We start from the raw sequence: 16,910 nt of genomic DNA, 5'->3' as shown, positions 1-16,910 counted from the left end.
TTATTGGTTACATATATACGGAAAACAGGAGTCGTTCATGAGCAAGATGCTGAAAATCGCCCTTTTTGGTGCCACGGGCATGATCGGTTCGCGCATTGCCGCCGAAGCGGCGCGTCGCGGCCATCAGGTGAGCGCGCTGGTGCGCCAGCCGGCGCGTGTGGCGACGACGTCGAATGTCCACGCGGTGCAGGCCGATCTGCTCGACGCGGCGAGCGTCGGCGCCGCGGTGCGCGGTCACGACGTGGTCGCGAGCGCCTACGCGCCGCCCGATAGCCAGTCGGGCCAGCTAGCCGACCTGCTGCTCGCGAGCCGCGCGCTCGTGGAAGGCGTGCGCGCGGCGGGGCTCAAGCGTCTCGTGGTGGTAGGCGGCGCGGGCTCGCTGGAAGTCGCGCCGGGCAAGCAGCTCGTCGATGCCGATGGTTTCCCCGACGCCTACAAGGCGATCGCGCTCGCGCATCGCGAGGCGTTCGATTACTACCGCACGGTCGGCGACATCGACTGGACGTTCTTCGCGCCGGCCGCCGTCATCGCCCCCGGCGAGCGCACCGGCGTGTTCCGTACGGGCGCCAATACGTTGATCGCCGACGCGAAGGGCGAGAGCCGCATTTCGGCCGAGGACTACGCGATCGCCTTCGTCGACGAACTGGAGCAGGGCCGCTTCGTTCGTCAGATCGCGACGGTGGCCTACTGACGCGCCGGCAAACCCGCGCTGACAAACTGTTACGTACGCGCGAGGCGCGAGCAGGCGGAGTGCGGCTAAACTGGAATGTCCTGTTTTTGCCTCTCCGCCATGAATTCCAGCATCGGACGCGATGGCGCGGGCGCCGGACCGTCGCGCGTGCGCTTCGGCGCGGCGGATCGCGCATCGCCCTCGCGCGTCGCGCGAGCGCACCGCTACATGCGCGCGCTCATGCTCTTCGCCTGGTTCGCGGCGTGGTTTGCCGCGCCGTCGCCGGCCGCCGCGCAAGCCGCGCCGGCGCCCGTTTTGCCCGTGCTCAAGAGCATCATCACCGGAGCGCCGGCTGCGGCCTCGGGGGCGTCGGCGCCAGAGGCCGCCTCGGCGCCGTCACCCGCAAGCCAGGCCGAGTTCACGCGCTCGCTCGACAGCGTGATCGCCACGCTCGACAACGAGCGCCAGCGCACCGCGCTTCTCAATCAGCTCAAGAAACTGCGCAGCGCCTCGCAGAACGTGGCGCCCGCGCCCGCTTCGGGTGTGGCGGGGACCTCGGGGCTGCTCGGCGCGATCGCCTCGGGCCTCGCCTCGGTCGAGGAGGACGCGCGCCGCGGCCGCAGCCCGCTTCATTACTGGGCGAGGCGCTTCAGCGCGGCTGCCAACGAACTCTACGACATCGCATCGGGCCGCGAAGGGGAAAGCTTCGGCCGCGTCGTGTTCGATCTGTTCGCGATGCTGGCCGGCTGGGGCGCGTGCGCGGCGACGCTGCGCTGGCTTGAACGCCGGTTGCTCAGGCGTTTCGATGTCGAGACCGGCCTGCGGCCCGATCCGCGCACCATCGATCTCCTTATTTTCGTCGTGCATCGGGCAGCGCCGTGGATCGTGGCGTTCGTCGGCGCGCTCGTGGTCGAGCGCGCGCTGCCGGAGGCGCTCGGGCGCACGCTCGCCCTCGTGATCGCCTATGCGATCGTCGCGGGCGCGGTGTTTTCGTCGATCTGCCTCATCATGTTTTCGCTGTTCGGCTCGGGGCACCGGCGCGCGGCCGTGCGACTGCTGATCGCGCGCTCGCGCCGGCTTCTCTTCGCGATCGGGGTGCTGGCCGCGCTCGGCGACGCCGCCACCAACTTCCAGGTCGCGCAGCAACTGGGCGTGAACCTGGCCGCGCTCGTGAGCACCGCGGCGAACATGGCGGCGGCCGTCCTCACCGCCGTGTTCGCCATCGCGTTCCGGCGGCCCGTCGCGCACCTCATACGCAACCGCAGCTATACGCTGCGTCACGGCCACAAGGCGCTCACCGAAGTCTTCGACGTGCTCGCCTCGCTCTGGCAACTGCCGATGCTGCTGCTCGCCGGCGCGTCGGTCGTCGCCACGTTCGGCGGCATAGGCAGCCGCGACGACGTGCTGCAGATCTCCGTGGTCTCGGCGCTCCTGCTCGTGCTCGCATTTTTCCTCTCGGCGGTCGTGCTGCGCATCACGCGCCCGGCCCCGGCGCGCGTGCGGCGGCGCTCCCCGTACCTGCGGCGCTTGCTTCGCTTCGCCGGCACGCTGCTCGTGGTGTTCATCTGGCTCGCATATTTCGAATCGTGCGCGCGCCTTTGGGATATTTCGCTCGCGGCCATCATCGAGGCGAGCGTGGCCGCGCGCGGCATCGCCCACGCCATCTTCGCGATCGTCGCCACGGTGTTTCTCGCGTGGCTCGTCTGGATCGTGCTCGACACCGCGATTCTCGAAGCGCTCAATCCGAGCGGCCCGCGCGCCAAGGGCCGCGCGCCCAGCACGCGCGCGCGCACCATGCTGCCGCTCGTCCGCAACGCCGTGCTCGTCACGATCCTCACGATCACGGGCATCGTCACGGCCGCGAATCTCGGCATCAACGTCACGCCGCTGCTCGCTGGTGCGGGCGTGATCGGCCTCGCTATCGGGTTCGGCGCGCAGTCGCTCGTGGCCGACCTCATCACGGGCCTTTTCATCATCATCGAGGAGACCATTTCGGTGGGCGACTGGATCGACATCGACAACGGCCATGCGGGGACCGTCGAGCATCTGTCTATCCGCACCGTGCGGCTGCGCGACGGTCAGGGCGCGATCCACTCCATCCCCTTTTCGCAGATCAAGATCGTGAAGAACCTCTCGCGCGATTTCGCGTTTGCGGTGTTCGAGGTGCGCGTGCCGTTCTCGGTCGATCTCGATACGGTCACGCGCATGATTCGCGAGACGGGCGCGGAACTCGTCGCCGACTTTCGGTATCGCCGCGAGATACTCGGCCCGGTGGAAGTGTGGGGGCTGGACCGGTTCGACCCGAACTGGATGGTGGTGAAAGGGCAGATCAAGACGCGCCCGCTGCAGCAGTGGAGCGTGGCGCGCGCGTTCAATGCGCGGCTGAAGCGCCACATGGACGAAGCGGGCATCGACATGCCGGTGCCGCAGATGCAGGTGCACATGTCGTCGCGCAGCGGCGACGCCGGGGAGGCGCATGCGGCCGCTGCAAATGCGGCGCGCGAGTCCGCGCACATGCACGTGCCGGGCGAGCGCGCGGGCGGCGCCGTTTCGCGCGATGCGTCGCACGAGCCGCGGCCCGCGCCGCCGCCGACCGCAGGCCCCGAAGGGGCGCCCCCGCAGATTCCCACGGCGGGCAGCCGCGGCTGAACGCGCGCCTTCGTTTCAGTCCCGATGCGTAAATGAGCCTCAGCGCGCGGCCTGTGCCGTTTCGCGCGCTAGCGGGAGCATGTCGTTCACCTGGGCGGCGATGTCTTCGGCGGGCACGCCGTAGACGTGCAGCGAGACGGCTTGCGCGGCGCTGCCGTTGTATAGCCGATGGATGTTGGCGCGCCCGCGTCCGCCGAAGGACACGGCTCCGCTCGCGCGCGGATGCGAGCGAACGGCGTGGGCGCCCTGGTGCGCATCGTTCCACGCATAGAGCGTTTCTGTCAGTGCGCCCTCGAGGACGGCGTAACCGCACCAGGTATGGTGCGCGTGGACCGGGCTCGCGTGCCCCGGCTGCCAGACGAGCGCCGCGACCGTGTAGCGGCCGCTGCGGTCGCTCGCGATGACATGACGCCGGTACGTCCGGGCGCTACCTTCGCGTTGCGCGGACGTGACGAGCGCCGGGTCGGCGAGGGCGCGCGTGAGCGCCGCGCGCATGCCGCGCGCGAAGCGCGCGCATTGCGATGGGTCGGCGGGCGTCGCGCAGGTTTCGAAGGCGGTGTCGAGCGCGGCGGTGAGGCGCGCGACGGCGGCCGCGTGTTGCTCCGCCGTGTGGACGGCGCTTGGGTGGGCGAGTTCGGCGGGGGCGTTCATGGCGTACTGTTCTTCGGGTTCGGACAGGTACATTTATAGCCGCTTGCGCCGAGAAAGCGTTTTCCTTATTTTTTGCCGTTCCCCAGTCATGTAGAATAAATTTCTACGCTTTGGGAATTGCGGAAATGGATCTCATCGACAGAAAGCTGGTGGAGCTGCTGCAGCAGGACGCGACCATGCCAGTCGCCGAACTGGCGCAGCGCGTTAATCTCTCGCAAACGCCGTGCTGGAAGCGCGTGCAGCGCCTGAAGGAGACGGGCGTGATCCGCGCTCAGGTGGCGCTGTGCGACCCGCGCAAGCTAGGCGTGGGGACGACGGTGTTCGTCGGCGTGCGCACGAATCAGCACACGGAGGCGTGGGCACAGACCTTCACGCGCGCGGTGCAGGACATTCCCGAGATCGTCGAGGCGTACCGCATGAGCGGCGAGACCGACTACCTGCTGCGCATCGTGGTTTCCGACATCGACGACTACGACCGCGTGTACAAGCAGCTGATTCGCGCCGTGCCGCTGTTCGACGTGAGTTCGAGTTTCGCCATGGAGCAGCTCAAGTATTCGACGGCCTTGCCGGTGCGCAGCGGCACGTAGCGGTAGCGAGGGGGGGCGCTTCGTTTCGCAAGCCGTCTGCAAGGCGCGGCGGCGTAGAATGCCCGTTCCTCTTCCTTTCTTCGAGGCTGGGCACGATCGATGAACGAACCGCGCAAGAAGAATCCCACCTTCGGCGTTGCCGTGCTGATCGTCGTGGTGGTGCTGTTCGTGATCGGCACCGTGCTCTTCAACGCGCTGCGCAGCAAGCGCGAGTACGACGAGACCGTCGGCGCCGGCGCTGCGAGCGCGACCGCCACTGCGAGCATGGCTGCCTCGCAGGCCGGCAACTCGACGCAGTGACGCCCCGCGCGGTGCGCTTCCTTCGTTTGGCGCCTGCCTCCCCGCTTACTCGTCCGGTAGCCGGATGACGCTCGCGTCCTTGCGGATCAGCCAGGACGCCGTGATCATCTGCTTGCACTGGTGCGCGAGCAGCTTGAACTCCTGCGTGAACTCCGCGGAGGCGCCGAGCGCGCGCTCGGCTTCCACCACCATCGTATCGAGCTCGCGCGTGAGCCGCTTCGTGACGTCGGCCTGATCGGCCGGCGCCGGTGTGCCCGCTTCGGCGGCGACGAGGTTTTCGCGCACGCACGAGAGGGCGCGTTCGAGTGCGTCGAGCGTGATCTCCGGCTGGTCGGGCCGCGCCGCGCTGCGCAGGAGCGGGGCGGCGGCCGTGATCTGGGAGGCGAGCACATGGCTGCGCACGAGCAGGTCGTTGAGCTCGGGCACGAACTTCTGCGCGGCTTTGGGTTCGAGCATCATGCGCTGGAAGGCCTGGCCGAGATTCGCGAACGCCACGTGCACGTTCTTGCGCGCGAGCCTGTAGCGAAAATCGCGCGCGAGCGAAGGCGCGGTAGCGGCGGCGTTCGGGCCGGCAGGTGAGGCGGCCTTTGCGCCCACCGCGGCGACGGGGGAGCCGGGGGCGCTGCTTGTCGGCGAATCGACGAGCGTCGCGGCCGCAGCGGTCGCCGTTTCGTCGACGACGCTTGCCGCGCTTGCCGTTCCGCTTCTCATATCGCTCGCCGAGCCGCGTTCCGCGCTTGCGGCCAACGCCGTCATGGTCGAGGCATGTCCCGGCGCGGCCTCGCTCGCCGCCGCGCCCGCGAACGCCGGCTGCGGCGCACCGGTGCGGCCGCTCCACCACCAGCTCGCCTCGAGATAGCTGCGCGTCGCGGCGATCATGTCGTGCACGAGCTTGCCCATCAGCCGGTATTCCCAGTACGGGAACAGGTGGCTCGCGGCAATGGCGATCATGCAGCCCACCACCGTGTCGATGGCGCGCTCGCCGATGATGCGCATGCTGCCCGGCGCGAGCAAATGGAACATCAGCAGCACGTAAGCCGAGGTGAACACCACGCTCGCCGTGTAGTTGAAGAGCAGCAGGCTGTAGCTCATCACCATCGCCGCGAACATCGAGACGAGCAGCACGAGCGGGTCCTTCACGAGCAGGATCAGCGCGATGCTGGCCACGCAGCCGATCAGCGTGCCGACGATACGCTGCGCATTGCGCTGGCGCGTGAGCGAGTAGCCGGGCTTCAGGATGATGATGCTCGTCATCACGATCCAGTAGGCGTTCGTGAGCGGCAGCAGGCGCCCGAGCCAGAAGCCCACCGCCACGGCGATCGTCACGCGCAGCGCATGGCGAAAGCTCGGCGAGGCCATCGTGAGATTCGAGAAGATCTGCAGGTAGGGCACGCGGCGGCTCGTCACGAAGCGCGTGAGGGCCTCGTCGATGCGCAGCTCGGTTTCGGTCGTCGGCACTTCGCTCGCGAGGTTGCGGCGCATGCGGTCGATCAGGCGCGTGGCGCTCCAGATGCGCCGGAACGAGGCCGAGATCGCCGCATAGGCCTCCGGGTCGCTGGCGGGCAGGTCGCGCTTTCTCAGCAGCTCGAGTTCGTATTCGATGGCGCGCAGCTCGGCTTTCACGTTCACGCTCGCGCGCGGCGCCTCGTTCTGCAGCACGGCGAGGCCGATGTCTTCGAGATCGGCGGCGGCTTTGCGGATCAGGTCGCGATAGAACACGAGCAGATCCGAGCCGCCGAACGTGTTGCGCACGAGCGGGTAGTCGGTGTGCGCGCCTACGAACAGTTCGTGCAGATCGACCGTGTTGATGAACAGGTTGAAGTGCATCGCGCGCCGCGCGTCGATCTTGCCGGCCCGCAGCTTGGGCAGGTTGCGCAGGACGATGTCGCGCGCGGCGTCCTGGCGCTCGACGGCCGCGATCTGTTTCGCGACGAGATTCCGGTAGCACTCGTCGAGGTCGTTGTCGAGGTCGAAGAACTGGGCGCGCGCGAGCAGGTAATCGGCGCAGGCGAACACGCTTTCGGCGAGCGCCTGCTGCTCGATGCGATCGAGCATCAACTGGCTGATCAAGGTTGACCACGCCGTGTACCACAGGCCGCCCAGCAGGATCCACAACGCGTTGACGAGCGCGAGGTGCGGCGTGAAATGCTCTTCGAGCGTCATCACCATCATGAAGAGGGTGGCGAAGCTGATCTGCGGCCAGCGGTTGCCGTAGACCACGATCAGCGAGAGCACGAAGGTGAGCGGCACGACGGTGGCCCACAATGCGATGGGACTGAACGTGGCGAGGCCGGTGGCGTAAGCGGAGAGAAAACCGATCACGCTGCAGGCGAGCATTTCGTTGCGCTTGTATTTGAGCGGCCCCGGCATGTCGACCACGCAGGCGCCGAGCGCGCCGGTCGAGATGGTGAAGCCGAGTTCGCTCTTGTGAAAGACGACCAGGCACAGGACGGCAGGAAGGGAAATGCCGATCGCGATGCGCAGACCGCCGTAAAAGTACTGGCTATAAAGGAATTTCCTGATTTCTACGGAATAGCGCATCGACTGCCGGCAAGTTCGGGAGCGGACGGTATGCCGCGGACTGTGGCGCTGAGTCTAACTGATTTCGGGCACGATCTGACCGTCGATGCATGGGGCTTCGCCGCGTGCTCGCGCAGGCGCGCATCGCGTCCGGACAGGGCGGCTCAGTCCACGCTGAGCGTGCTCGCGTTGGCCGCCGTGGCCGCGTCGCCGAGCAGGCCGCGCATGCCGCGTATGCGCCGCATGCGCGTGCGATACCAGAGGGTCCACGCCATCAGGCCGCCGAACGCGCCGTAGCCGATGATCGGCGAGACGACGAGAAAGCGTTCGATCGGCCAGGTGGCGGCCAGCCAGGTGCGCAGCGCCGAATCGAGGCAGAGCCCCGTGCCCCAGACCAGGGTGAGAAGGCGCATGGCTGCGGCGAAGCGCGCGTTCTCGCGCCAGAGCTGCTCGAGACGCGCGACGCCCTCGCGCGTCTCGCGCGCGACCGTGGCTCGCGTGAGATAGAACACGAGCGGGCGCCTCGCCAGCAGCGAGCACAGGAAGGCAATGCCGATCGCGCCCGCGGCGAGGCTTTCGCGCATCAGCAGCACGCGGGTGCTGCCGCCGAAAGCCATGGCGAGCAGCGAGAGCACGATGCCGAGCAGAATGACGGCCGAGAGCGCGTCGACACGCCGGAAGCGCACCAGCTCGACCGCGCTCCAGGCGAGCGGCGGGGCAGCCGACGCAATGAGGCCGCCGACTTCGCCCCAGTGCGGCTGGGCGAGGCGATAGGCGACCCAGGGAAGCAGCAGATTGACCGCCAGTTCGGCGACGAATGCTGGACGCAGCTTCATGGGGGGCGTGCTCCTGAAGGTATCCTCAAGGGTATGACGGAAGTATGGTTCACGCCCCGCGCGGCGGCAAACACGCGCGGGGCGTTCGACACCTGACGCCGCTGCATTTCGCGTGCCCGCGGCAGGCCGCTCGCCGCTTTCGCCGCGCTGTGCGACACTGCCGCGTGGCCGGCCCGTGGCCTGCTTTTTCTCTTTCGCCTATGACTGCCCGCGCTCCCATTCCTTTGCAGGAAATCGAACTCGTCGCCGTGCGCTCGCAAGGGGCGGGCGGCCAGAACGTGAACAAGGTGTCGAGCGCGATCCATCTGCGCTTCGACATCCGCGCCTCGTCGCTGCCCGAGGTGCTCAAGATGCGCCTGCTCGCGCTCGCCGACCGGCGCATTTCGCGCGAAGGCGTCGTCGTCATCAAGTCGCAGGAATATCGCACCCAGGAGCAGAACCGCGCGGCGGCGCTCGCACGCCTCGATGCGCTGATCGACAGCGTGAGCGTGACGCGCAAGGCGCGCCTCGCAACGCGGCCGACGCGCGCTTCGAAGCTGCGCCGGCTCGACGCCAAGGGGCGTCACGGCGAGCTGAAAGCGGGGCGGCGGCGCATATCCGAATGAGCGGGCCGCGGCGGCTCGTCGACCTGCTTGCGCCTGACCGGATTCGCGCCACGACCGCTCGTGCGGACCGAGCCCGGCGCAAAGCACATGCGTCGCTCCGCCGAACGAGCGCGCGATGGCGGCTGTGTAGCAGGGCTCGCCGTCATTGAGGCGGACCTGTCACCGCAGCGCGTGCGTTGCGCGGCAGCGTGTTCAGGAAGATCCACCCGGTCTCGATGTCTTGTCCGACGAAGTTCGCGAGGTGCAGGCAGCGAGCGAGTTCGTCGGGCTGCTGCGTCTCGGCGTTCGCCATGCTCGAACAAATCCGCCGGTGCGACGGCGTGGCCCGCTGCGTTGGTCGCGCACAGCAGCGCTTCATATCCGACCACGCGTTGATGCGTGATCGACAGCACAGGCTGGAACGCGCTTTCGAGCGCGCAGCCGTGCCACCGCGCGACCCAGCCGCCGTCACGCGGCTGTAGCTGGGCGAGCAGGTGCGTGGCCGAGGGGCTTCGCGTTCGACGTATCGTTGGGCATGGCTCCTGACGCGCGCCGGCGCGCGGTCCGTGGGGCGCCCGCATGCCTGCCGATCGCAGGCGTCAGTACGGCTGCGTTGGCCGGTGGATCTTGCCGTCGAGTGTCCGGACTGCCGGCGCATGCTGCGCACAGGCAGCATGCTGGCGCTGCTCGCCGGGAGGCCGCGAGAGGGCGCTCGTCTTCTGTGCACCCGGTGTGACGCGGAATCTAACCGCGGCTCAGTGTGCGCTGTTGGGGACGTCGAGAATCAGGATGATGGTCCAGTCGGCGTCGCCTTCGTGATGATATTGGCGCTCTGCGACGATGAACGGCTGCTGCTTGCCCGCCGGGCCGAGGAACAGCACGTCGCCTTCCATCGGCAGGCATTCGATGGGCGGCAGCGCGAGATACGCGTCCTGATTGCCGCCGCGTGGCATCAGCTTTTCGATCTTGCGTGAAGCCGCTTCGGTCCATTCGATGTCGAGCTGGATATTGCTCATTGCGTTTCTCCGCGCGTGGCGCGCACAAGTGGGTGGGCTGGCCCGACCGGATCTGTCCCGACCGGGTCAATTCGAGGTGCGCGACTTTAGCATACCGCGCCCCCGCACCTGCGCGGTGCCCCGGACGGCGCAGGGCGGAACGCCGCCGACAAAAAAGCCGATGACGGCACGGCCGGCATCGGCTTTCTTCCGGGACTCGTGCCGCGCACACACGGCCTGCGCGGCCCGGCCCGTTCGTTATTGCGCCTGCGCGGGCTTCTTGTGATGCCCATGCCCCTTGTGATGCATGGGCATGGCCGGCTGCGCGGGCGCGGCGGACTGTTGCTGCTGCAGGGCCTGCGCACGTTGGAGGACGTCGTCGGCCCTTGCGGGATCGGTGCTCATCGTGATGCCGTTATCCGACTGTGCATATGCAACACCCGTCAGTGCGGAAAGTGAAATCAGGACTGCGAGGGACACTTTTTTCATCTCTACCTCCGAAGGAGCGGTTTATGGACCCAGCCGGTACCTGTCCAAGCAGGATGGACATGTCATTCTAACGACCAAATACTCGCTCCAGATGACATCGTGCAAGGCCCTCGTGCGGTCGTTACACCTGGTTACAACTGCTGTCGCATCCCCGTCACGCTAAAACCAGCCGAGCATCCGATAGGCATAGAACTGCGCGATCCCGATCAACTCGTGGAGCGCGATTTCGGCGACCTTGAGATTGGCGAGGCGCGGCAGCACGCCCCGCTGGACGCGGCGCACATTCGAGACCACGGGCAACGGGTCCATCCCGAAGCGGTGGAAATCGAGCATCGCGCGGCGCATGTGGTACGCGGACGTCACGAGCAGGAGCGTTTCGCCGTCATCCGGGCGGACGATGGGCGCCACGTTGCGCGCATTTTGCCAGGTCGTGAGACTGCGGTTTTCGAGGACGAGATCGGCACGCGGCACGCCGGCGCGCAGCAGGTAGGGCGCGTAGTTGTCCGCTTCGGCGCTCGCGTGGTGCTGGGGGTTGCCGCCGCTCACGATCACGCGACAGGTTCTGCCCGCGCGGACGCACTGCGCGTGCAACCCGGCCGCGAGCGCAATGCGCGCGTAGACATCGTACTTGGGGACCAGCTTGCCGTCGCGATATTCGGTGCCCCCGCCGAGCATGACGATCGCGGTGCGCGGACCGAAGTTCGCCGCGCCAGCTTTTACCGGATCATAGGGAGTGCGATATACCTGCGGCTGGGCGAAGTCGAGCAGGATCCCGGAGAGCCAGCCGGCCGACAGCAGCCAGAAAACGACGGCGGCGCAAGCCGCGACGCGCCAGCGCGCGCTGTGCCACAGTATCGCCAGCGCAATAAATAGCGCAAACAAAACGATTAGAATCAATTTGGATGAGGTAACGTATTGTTTTCGGGAAATTGCGCATCCAACCGACCTTTGCGCCGCGAGCGTGGCGCGGCGTTGGGCGTGCGACAAGCGGCAAGTCCGCTTTTACGGGGGCCCGGATAACCTGCAGTCCCTGCCGCCGCGCGGTGCATGGGACGGCGCGCGTGGGCCCGTCACTGCGCTGGCTTTGCCGCTCACGTCGCGCCGAAGCCGGCTCGCGCCAGGCTCAATGATCGCAGGACTGCATTTTAAGAAAGAAGTGAGATGACCACGTATTCCAACGAGGCAGTACTCGAAGCGCTGCGGCGGGTGCAGTACCGGCAGGTCCCGTGGGCGCGTCGTCCCGAAGTGTTCCAGTATTTGCGCGATCTCGGCATGATGGATATCGTCCGCCAGCGTACGGTCGCGCCGGCGCCGGGCTTTCACGCGCCCGTCGACATCGCGGTGCTGACCGATCGTGGTCGCGCGGAATTCGCCCGTCTTGCACGCGACGAGCGCACGGCGCAGTGGAGCGCTCATCGCGTGGCCGACTATGTGGCCGAACGCGTGCCCCAATCGGGTCTCGAAGCCAGCCAGTAGTTTCATCGTCTCCCGCCAAAAAAAAGCCCGCATCGAAAGATACGGGCTTACCGGAATTACTGCTGCCACGCTGTGCTTGATGGCGTAAGAATAGACCGCGCGCGACGCGTGGTGGTTCCCAAAGGCAGGGTATATGCTGACCCGCTGTTTCGTCGGGCTCATCGGGCTCATCGGGCGCACTCAGCGGTTCTTCTTATCGACGTGGCATCGGTTTCTGCGGTCCGGTCTCGATAACCCGCTTCAGGCACGCATCAGCGATGCGGCGGCGCCTCCTGCCGCTGGGGCGCGCTGCGGCGCGCATTATCGGTAATGTCGCCGCGCAGGTCCCCGCGTGGCGCGGGGTGGCTGCCGCCATTGGCGCCATTGCCGCCGGCTGCCGGGGGCGGCCACGCGTGGGCGCCGGTGCGCGATATCGGCCAGGGCGGCGCGGACGCATGCGGCGGCTGGGCGGCTGCGCTGAATGACATGAACGACGCCGTTGGCGCGAAGAGGGCGAGCGCGGACAGCGAAACCATGATGCCCCGGATGGGCAGGTCCATGGATTTCATGTTGGCTCCCCGTCAATCCAGCTTGTTGACGTTGATAGACATATCGCCAAACTAACGGCGGGCGCGAAAGCATGCTGTAAATATTGGTAAAGAGATGTATCGCGGGCGGCATGCGGCTTCGCTTCGTTGCGGAGGCAGCGAAGCGATGGCGACGGAGCCGGGCGGAAGCGGAGTATCCCGCCGCGCGGGTGCGCGGGGAACAGGCAGAAGGAGGGCGAAAAACTCGCCGGGCGCGCGCGGCGCCCGGCGCAAAGCGATTGACGCGTGTGCTCAGGCCATCTTGACCGGCGCGCGCCACGACTCCGGATTGGTCCAGAAGGCGCCGCGCAGGCGATCGCGGCTGGGCGGCGCCGGCGGCTTGGTCGCCGTTGCGCCGATACGGCCGCGCAGCGAAATCTCGCGCCCGTTCGAGCTCAGTCGCTTGACGATCTCCGCCAGCGTGCCGTCCGCCTGCCACTCGTCGAAACGGCGGCGGCAGGTCGGCGGCGAGGGATAGCGGCCCGGCAGCTTGGACCAGCCTTCACCTGTCGAAAGGACCCAGAGCACCGCGTTGACCACAGCACGCGCTTCGACGCGAGGCCGCCCACGCCGTTCGCTCCGTGCCGGTTCGGCACAGAACAACGCCTCGACCAGCGCCCATTCGTTGTCTCTCAAATCGTCGAACAGCATCATGTTTCACCTCAGCGAAGCTATCTCCGGTGCGCTGCCCCGCGCTGCGCACTCTTCATGTACTCCCGACCGGATGCCGGGGTACCGGCGGGCCCGGCTGGTTCGTTCCGGATTGCCTGCTTCCGGGACGTCCATCGAACCTGTGCGTGCCTTAATGCGAAAACTGTGCCAGCACATGCGTTCTCGTCTTGAAGCCGCGTGGCGCCAAGCCCGCGCGGGAGATTGCCAGGGGCGTATAAGACTCGAAAACACCTGACGAGAAAATCGGGAGAATCACCAATCTTGTGCAAATAGGCCCGTCAGACGTGCGTTTGCGCCGTATTGCTGCATTGCGGCGAATAATCGCCGCCGACATTCGCATTCCCGGAACGCAGCGCGTCCGGATAAAATTGCATGAAATCAGACGATTCATGAGGCGAGCAGATGAATGTGACGCTGCGGCAGCTACGGGTGTTCATCGAGGTCGCCCGGCTGCAGAGCTTCAGCCGGGCAGGGGACGAAATCGGACTCACGCAGTCGGCGGTGAGCCGTTGCGTGCGCGAACTGGAAACCGAGATCGGCGTGAAGCTCGTCGACCGCACCACGCGTGAGGTGCAGCTAACCGATGTCGGCGCGAACCTCATTGCGAGCATTCCGCGCCTGCTCAACGATCTCGACGACGCCTTGCGCGAGATACGCGAGATCGGCGAGCAGCGGCGCGGGCGCGTCGTCGTGGCGGCGAGCCCGACGGTCGCCTGTCGGCTGATGCCCGAAGTCGTGGCCGCTTGCGGGCGGCAGTTCCCTTACATCACGCTTGGCCTGCGCGACGACGTGCAAAGCGACGTGGTGCGCAAGATCCGCTCGGGCGAGGTGGACTTCGGGGTGATCATCGGGCCGTTCGCCGCTGAGGATCTCGAAACGCAGTGTCTGACCACGGACTCGTTCTGCGTGGTCGTGCGCGCCGATCACGCGTTCGCGATCAGCGAAGAAGTGTCGTGGAAGGAACTCGATGGCGAACGCCTCGTGATGCTGGACTACGCCTCGGGCAGCCGCCCGCTCATCGACGCCGTGATGAGCGAACAGGGCGTGCGTGCCCGCGTGGTGCAGGAGCTGGGCCATCCGGCCACGGTCTTCGGGCTCGTCGAGGCGGGTGTGGGCATCAGCGTGCTGCCCTGGCTCGCGTTGCCCGTGCCGGCGGGCGCCGCGTTGCTCGCGCGCCCGCTCGTGCCGCGTGCGGAACGCACGGTCGAACTCGTGCGGCGGCGCGACCGCTCGCTCTCGCCGGCCGCCGAGGCCGTGTGGTCGCTGATCCGTCAACTCGACGGCGGGCCCGATGCGCCGCGCTGAAGGCGTCGGTGTGCGGATTGCGGGCCTGGCCGGCATTGCGCCGGGCCGCGCGCTACACTTCACGCTTTCCCACATTCTGTGTTACCGGAAATGCAGATGAGCAGCGATCTCGATCCGTCGTCCTCCGTCTCCTTGCCGCGCGAAGCGGTGCGCGCGTTGCGCTCTTCGCAGATCCGCGAAGTGGCGAACGCCGGGTTTGGCGTTCCCGACGTGCTGCCGTTCTGGTTCGGCGAGTCCGACCGCGCGACGCCGCCGTTCATCCGCGAGGCGGCCGCCGAGGCGCTCGGGCGCGGCGATACGTTCTACACGCACAACCTCGGCATCGCGCCGCTGCGTGAATCGCTCGCGCGCTACGTGAGCCAGCTGCACGGCGCAACGCCGGTCGAAAACATCGCGGTGACGAGCGCCGGCGTGAACGCGCTGATGCTGGCGGCGCAACTCGTGGTGGGCGCAGGCGATCGCGTGGTGGCGGTGACGCCGCTTTGGCCGAACCTCGTCGAGATCCCGAAGATTCTCGGCGCGACGGTCGAAACGGTATCGCTCGGTTACGGCGAGCGCGGCTGGACGCTCGATCTCGACCGGCTGCTGGCGGCGCTTACGCCCGGCACGCGGCTTCTGACGATCAACTCGCCGAACAATCCGACCGGCTGGGTAATGACGCGCGACGAGCAGCGCGCGGTGCTCGAGCACTGCCGGCGTCTCGGCATCTGGATCGTCGCCGACGAAGTGTACGAGCGGCTTTACTACGGCGACGCCGGCGAACGCGCCGCGCCGTCGTTTCTCGACATCGCCTCGCGCGAAGAGCGGCTCATCTGCGTCAATTCGTTCTCGAAGGCATGGCTGATGACCGGCTGGCGGCTCGGCTGGATGGTCGTGCCGCGCACCTTGGCCGACGACCTCGGCAAGCTCATCGAGTACAACACCTCATGTGCACCGTCGTTCGTGCAGCAGGCCGGGATTGCCGCCGTCGAGCACGGCGAGCCGTTCACGCGTGCGCTCGTCGCCGATCTGCGTGCTTCGCGCGACCATCTCGCGGCGGCGCTCGCGAAGCTGCCTGGCGTCGACGTGAAGGTGCCGCGCGGCGCGATGTATCTGTTTTTCCGGTTGGCGGGCGCGCAGAAGAGCCTCGAACTATGCAAGGCGCTGGTACGCGACGTGGGTCTCGGGCTCGCGCCAGGCAGCGCGTTCGGACCGCAAGGGGAAGGCTTCGTTCGCTGGTGTTATGCGTGCGATCCGGCGCGGCTCGACGCGGGTGTCGAGCGCCTCGCGCGCTACCTGGAGGCAGTGGGCGCGCGTTGAGGGTGCGTTGAGGGTGCGCTGCCGGTGCATCGCCGGCGCACGCAAAGCAGCGGCGCAGCCCGGGAGAAATGCGTCCGCGCATGCCGGAAGGCGTCTTTACGCACCCGGCGTTTTTGCGTAATATGGCGCTCAGTCTAGCGATTCCTTACGGGAATTTCGCTGCTCCGTCCGGCTGGGTCTGGCTCTTTGCCTGCTTGTGTGTCGTATAGCGGCCCCCCGGTGCGTGCTCCCATCAATATGACCGATCAGAATCGGGCGAGCGCGTCTCCAGTTCCATATCGTCTTTCGTCTGTCTGATCCGGTTCCTTGAACCTGATTTACCTTACTTAGGGTCTGACCTGGCTGCATGAATACCCAAGAGGCGAAAATCGTCCTCGAGACTGCATTGATCTGCACGCAGGAGCCGCTCAAGATCGGCGAACTGCGCAAACTGTTTGCCGACGACATTTCGGCGGACACGGTCCGCACCCTGCTCGAAGACCTGCGGCACGAATGGTCCGGGCGCGGCGTCGAGCTGGTGGGGCTCGCGTCGGGCTGGCGCTTTCAGAGCAAGCCGGCGATGCGGACCTACCTGGACCGGTTGCACCCTGAAAAGCCGCCGCGTTATTCGCGAGCGGTCCTCGAAACGCTCGCGATCATCGCGTACCGGCAGCCGGTCACGCGCGGCGACATCGAGGAAATTCGCGGCGTCACGGTCAACACGCAGGTCGTCAAGCAGCTCGAAGACCGCAACTGGATCGAAGTGATCGGTCACCGCGACGTGCCGGGTCGCCCGGCGCTTTACGCGACGACGCGCGAGTTCCTCGACGATCTCGGCCTGAAGTCGCTCGACGAATTGCCGCCGCTCGACGATCCGTCGAGCCAGCTGGGCGAGCAACTGCTTGCCCAGCACGCGATCGAGTTTCCCGATAGCGGAGCGGCGCAGTACGTCGCGGACGGCGAGCCCGACGCGGCCAATGCAGCCAATGCAGCCGTGGTGGCAGGCGCGGAAGATGCGCCGGCATTGGTGGGGGAAGAAGTTACGTCTGCTCAGCCCGCGAGCGAAACGCAAGAGGCGGCAGGCGCAAACGTTGCAGCCGCAGCCGGCTCCGCGGGCGATGCCATGCAACATGATGAAGCAAGCCTCGCGGAACACGGGGTTGCCCCGAACGCTCACGCGCAGGAAGCCGCGCATGATGCCGATACGGCGGGCGAAGAACATGAAGAGCGCCGCGACGCGGCGCAGGACGACGCCGTCTCGACGACGGACAACGAAGCCGCTCGACGCGGCGTCTGAAGTAACAAGCCTTTTTGACGCGCCCCGCAAGCGGG

The 16,910-nt window shown here is 67.1% G+C and carries 17 protein-coding genes and 1 pseudogene; 9 read left to right on the top strand and 9 right to left on the bottom strand.

Translation table 11 applies throughout. The features are described 5' to 3' along the window. Positions 1 to 37 precede the first annotated feature (37 nt). Both BLU17_RS09590 and BLU17_RS09585 read left to right on the top strand, forming a co-directional pair. The gene (locus BLU17_RS09590; protein WP_091996482.1) at positions 38 to 691 is read left to right on the top strand and encodes an NAD(P)-dependent oxidoreductase; all 654 of its coding nucleotides are present in this window, start codon (positions 38 to 40) and stop codon (positions 689 to 691) included. A gap of 99 nt (positions 692 to 790) precedes the next feature. After that, on the top strand, positions 791 to 3,319 hold the full coding sequence (locus BLU17_RS09585; protein WP_176928990.1) for a mechanosensitive ion channel family protein: 2,529 nt from the start codon (positions 791 to 793) through the stop codon (positions 3,317 to 3,319). A 39-nt stretch (positions 3,320 to 3,358) separates the two neighbouring features. On the opposite strand, the gene BLU17_RS09580 is transcribed toward BLU17_RS09585, so the two are convergent. Beyond that, entirely contained in the window at positions 3,359 to 4,003 is a 645-nt protein-coding gene (locus BLU17_RS09580; protein WP_143189204.1) for a cysteine dioxygenase family protein, read from the bottom strand. 92 nt (positions 4,004 to 4,095) lie between these two features. On the opposite strand from BLU17_RS09580, the gene BLU17_RS09575 reads away from it, so the two are divergent. Together BLU17_RS09575 and BLU17_RS09570 are read left to right on the top strand one after the other, a co-directional pair. After that, positions 4,096 to 4,557, top strand: coding sequence for an Lrp/AsnC family transcriptional regulator (locus BLU17_RS09575; protein WP_091996480.1), 462 nt, complete (start codon positions 4,096 to 4,098; stop codon positions 4,555 to 4,557). Between the two features lie 99 nt (positions 4,558 to 4,656). Beyond that, positions 4,657 to 4,857 (top strand): hypothetical protein, encoded by a 201-nt coding sequence (locus BLU17_RS09570; protein WP_091996479.1) that lies wholly within the window; start codon positions 4,657 to 4,659, stop codon positions 4,855 to 4,857. A 45-nt stretch (positions 4,858 to 4,902) separates the two neighbouring features. Here BLU17_RS09570 and BLU17_RS09565 read toward each other — a convergent pair whose 3' ends face one another. Both BLU17_RS09565 and BLU17_RS09560 read right to left on the bottom strand, forming a co-directional pair. After that, positions 4,903 to 7,398: an FUSC family membrane protein gene (locus BLU17_RS09565; protein ID WP_091996478.1), complete on the bottom strand. Its 2,496-nt coding sequence runs from the start codon at positions 7,396 to 7,398 to the stop codon at positions 4,903 to 4,905. A gap of 143 nt (positions 7,399 to 7,541) precedes the next feature. Further along, positions 7,542 to 8,213 carry a VC0807 family protein gene (locus BLU17_RS09560; protein ID WP_245746781.1) on the bottom strand — a complete coding sequence of 224 codons (672 nt, stop codon included), beginning with the start codon at positions 8,211 to 8,213 and terminating at the stop codon, positions 7,542 to 7,544. Positions 8,214 to 8,413: 200 nt separating this feature from the next. Here BLU17_RS09560 and arfB point away from each other — a divergent pair, with 200 nt between their 5' ends. After that, on the top strand, positions 8,414 to 8,818 hold the full coding sequence (gene arfB / locus BLU17_RS09555) for an alternative ribosome rescue aminoacyl-tRNA hydrolase ArfB (RefSeq protein ID WP_091996477.1): 405 nt from the start codon (positions 8,414 to 8,416) through the stop codon (positions 8,816 to 8,818). Positions 8,819 to 8,960: 142 nt separating this feature from the next. Here arfB and BLU17_RS33070 read toward each other — a convergent pair whose 3' ends face one another. The 4 genes from BLU17_RS33070 to BLU17_RS09540 form a co-directional block, all read right to left on the bottom strand. Continuing rightward, complete coding sequence (locus tag BLU17_RS33070) at positions 8,961 to 9,110, bottom strand: hypothetical protein (protein ID WP_176928988.1); 150 nt, start codon at positions 9,108 to 9,110, stop codon at positions 8,961 to 8,963. A 442-nt stretch (positions 9,111 to 9,552) separates the two neighbouring features. Beyond that, complete coding sequence (locus BLU17_RS09550; RefSeq protein ID WP_091996476.1) at positions 9,553 to 9,813, bottom strand: DNA-binding protein; 261 nt, start codon at positions 9,811 to 9,813, stop codon at positions 9,553 to 9,555. Positions 9,814 to 10,050: 237 nt separating this feature from the next. Beyond that, positions 10,051 to 10,281, bottom strand: coding sequence for a hypothetical protein (locus tag BLU17_RS09545; RefSeq protein ID WP_091996475.1), 231 nt, complete (start codon positions 10,279 to 10,281; stop codon positions 10,051 to 10,053). Between the two features lie 159 nt (positions 10,282 to 10,440). Continuing rightward, entirely contained in the window at positions 10,441 to 11,163 is a 723-nt protein-coding gene (locus tag BLU17_RS09540; RefSeq protein WP_245746780.1) for a YdcF family protein, read from the bottom strand. Positions 11,164 to 11,442: 279 nt separating this feature from the next. On the opposite strand from BLU17_RS09540, the gene BLU17_RS09535 reads away from it, so the two are divergent. Beyond that, positions 11,443 to 11,757, top strand: coding sequence for a hypothetical protein (locus BLU17_RS09535; protein ID WP_091996473.1), 315 nt, complete (start codon positions 11,443 to 11,445; stop codon positions 11,755 to 11,757). Between the two features lie 251 nt (positions 11,758 to 12,008). Here the strand turns inward: BLU17_RS09535 and BLU17_RS09530 are convergent, their stop codons facing one another. Beyond that, on the bottom strand, positions 12,009 to 12,305 hold the full coding sequence (locus tag BLU17_RS09530; protein WP_143189203.1) for a hypothetical protein: 297 nt from the start codon (positions 12,303 to 12,305) through the stop codon (positions 12,009 to 12,011). A 273-nt stretch (positions 12,306 to 12,578) separates the two neighbouring features. Then, positions 12,579 to 12,974 (bottom strand): annotated as a pseudogene (locus tag BLU17_RS09525) (transposase); the annotation flags it as partial. A 423-nt stretch (positions 12,975 to 13,397) separates the two neighbouring features. On the opposite strand from BLU17_RS09525, the gene BLU17_RS09520 reads away from it, so the two are divergent. From BLU17_RS09520 to scpB, 3 genes are all read left to right on the top strand, one after another. Further along, a complete protein-coding gene (locus BLU17_RS09520; RefSeq protein ID WP_091996471.1) occupies positions 13,398 to 14,300 on the top strand; it encodes a LysR family transcriptional regulator in 903 nt (300 codons plus the stop codon). A gap of 96 nt (positions 14,301 to 14,396) precedes the next feature. Next, complete coding sequence (locus tag BLU17_RS09515; protein ID WP_091996470.1) at positions 14,397 to 15,599, top strand: pyridoxal phosphate-dependent aminotransferase; 1,203 nt, start codon at positions 14,397 to 14,399, stop codon at positions 15,597 to 15,599. Positions 15,600 to 15,945: 346 nt separating this feature from the next. Further along, the gene (gene scpB / locus BLU17_RS09510) at positions 15,946 to 16,875 is read left to right on the top strand and encodes an SMC-Scp complex subunit ScpB (protein WP_091996469.1); all 930 of its coding nucleotides are present in this window, start codon (positions 15,946 to 15,948) and stop codon (positions 16,873 to 16,875) included. Positions 16,876 to 16,910: the final 35 nt, after the last annotated feature.

Source organism: Paraburkholderia lycopersici (genome assembly GCF_900096975.1).
GTDB classification, from domain to species: domain Bacteria; phylum Pseudomonadota; class Gammaproteobacteria; order Burkholderiales; family Burkholderiaceae; genus Paraburkholderia; species Paraburkholderia lycopersici.
Note: the sequence above shows the minus strand (reverse complement) of the source record. Positions and strands in the feature narration are given on the sequence as shown.

Excerpts from the sequence above, each read along its gene's own strand:
- BLU17_RS09590 (WP_091996482.1), top strand. The coding sequence starts at position 38 with ATGAGCAAGATGCTGAAAATCGCCCTTTTTGGTGCCACGGGCATGATC.
- BLU17_RS09585 (WP_176928990.1), top strand. The coding sequence starts at position 791 with ATGAATTCCAGCATCGGACGCGATGGCGCGGGCGCCGGACCGTCGCGC.
- BLU17_RS09580 (WP_143189204.1), bottom strand. The coding sequence starts at position 4,003 with ATGTACCTGTCCGAACCCGAAGAACAGTACGCCATGAACGCCCCCGCC.
- BLU17_RS09575 (WP_091996480.1), top strand. The coding sequence starts at position 4,096 with ATGGATCTCATCGACAGAAAGCTGGTGGAGCTGCTGCAGCAGGACGCG.
- BLU17_RS09570 (WP_091996479.1), top strand. The coding sequence starts at position 4,657 with ATGAACGAACCGCGCAAGAAGAATCCCACCTTCGGCGTTGCCGTGCTG.
- BLU17_RS09565 (WP_091996478.1), bottom strand. The coding sequence starts at position 7,398 with ATGCGCTATTCCGTAGAAATCAGGAAATTCCTTTATAGCCAGTACTTT.
- BLU17_RS09560 (WP_245746781.1), bottom strand. The coding sequence starts at position 8,213 with ATGAAGCTGCGTCCAGCATTCGTCGCCGAACTGGCGGTCAATCTGCTG.
- arfB (WP_091996477.1), top strand. The coding sequence starts at position 8,414 with ATGACTGCCCGCGCTCCCATTCCTTTGCAGGAAATCGAACTCGTCGCC.
- BLU17_RS33070 (WP_176928988.1), bottom strand. The coding sequence starts at position 9,110 with ATGGCGAACGCCGAGACGCAGCAGCCCGACGAACTCGCTCGCTGCCTG.
- BLU17_RS09550 (WP_091996476.1), bottom strand. The coding sequence starts at position 9,813 with ATGAGCAATATCCAGCTCGACATCGAATGGACCGAAGCGGCTTCACGC.
- BLU17_RS09545 (WP_091996475.1), bottom strand. The coding sequence starts at position 10,281 with ATGAAAAAAGTGTCCCTCGCAGTCCTGATTTCACTTTCCGCACTGACG.
- BLU17_RS09535 (WP_091996473.1), top strand. The coding sequence starts at position 11,443 with ATGACCACGTATTCCAACGAGGCAGTACTCGAAGCGCTGCGGCGGGTG.
- BLU17_RS09530 (WP_143189203.1), bottom strand. The coding sequence starts at position 12,305 with ATGAAATCCATGGACCTGCCCATCCGGGGCATCATGGTTTCGCTGTCC.
- BLU17_RS09520 (WP_091996471.1), top strand. The coding sequence starts at position 13,398 with ATGAATGTGACGCTGCGGCAGCTACGGGTGTTCATCGAGGTCGCCCGG.
- BLU17_RS09515 (WP_091996470.1), top strand. The coding sequence starts at position 14,397 with ATGAGCAGCGATCTCGATCCGTCGTCCTCCGTCTCCTTGCCGCGCGAA.
- scpB (WP_091996469.1), top strand. The coding sequence starts at position 15,946 with ATGAATACCCAAGAGGCGAAAATCGTCCTCGAGACTGCATTGATCTGC.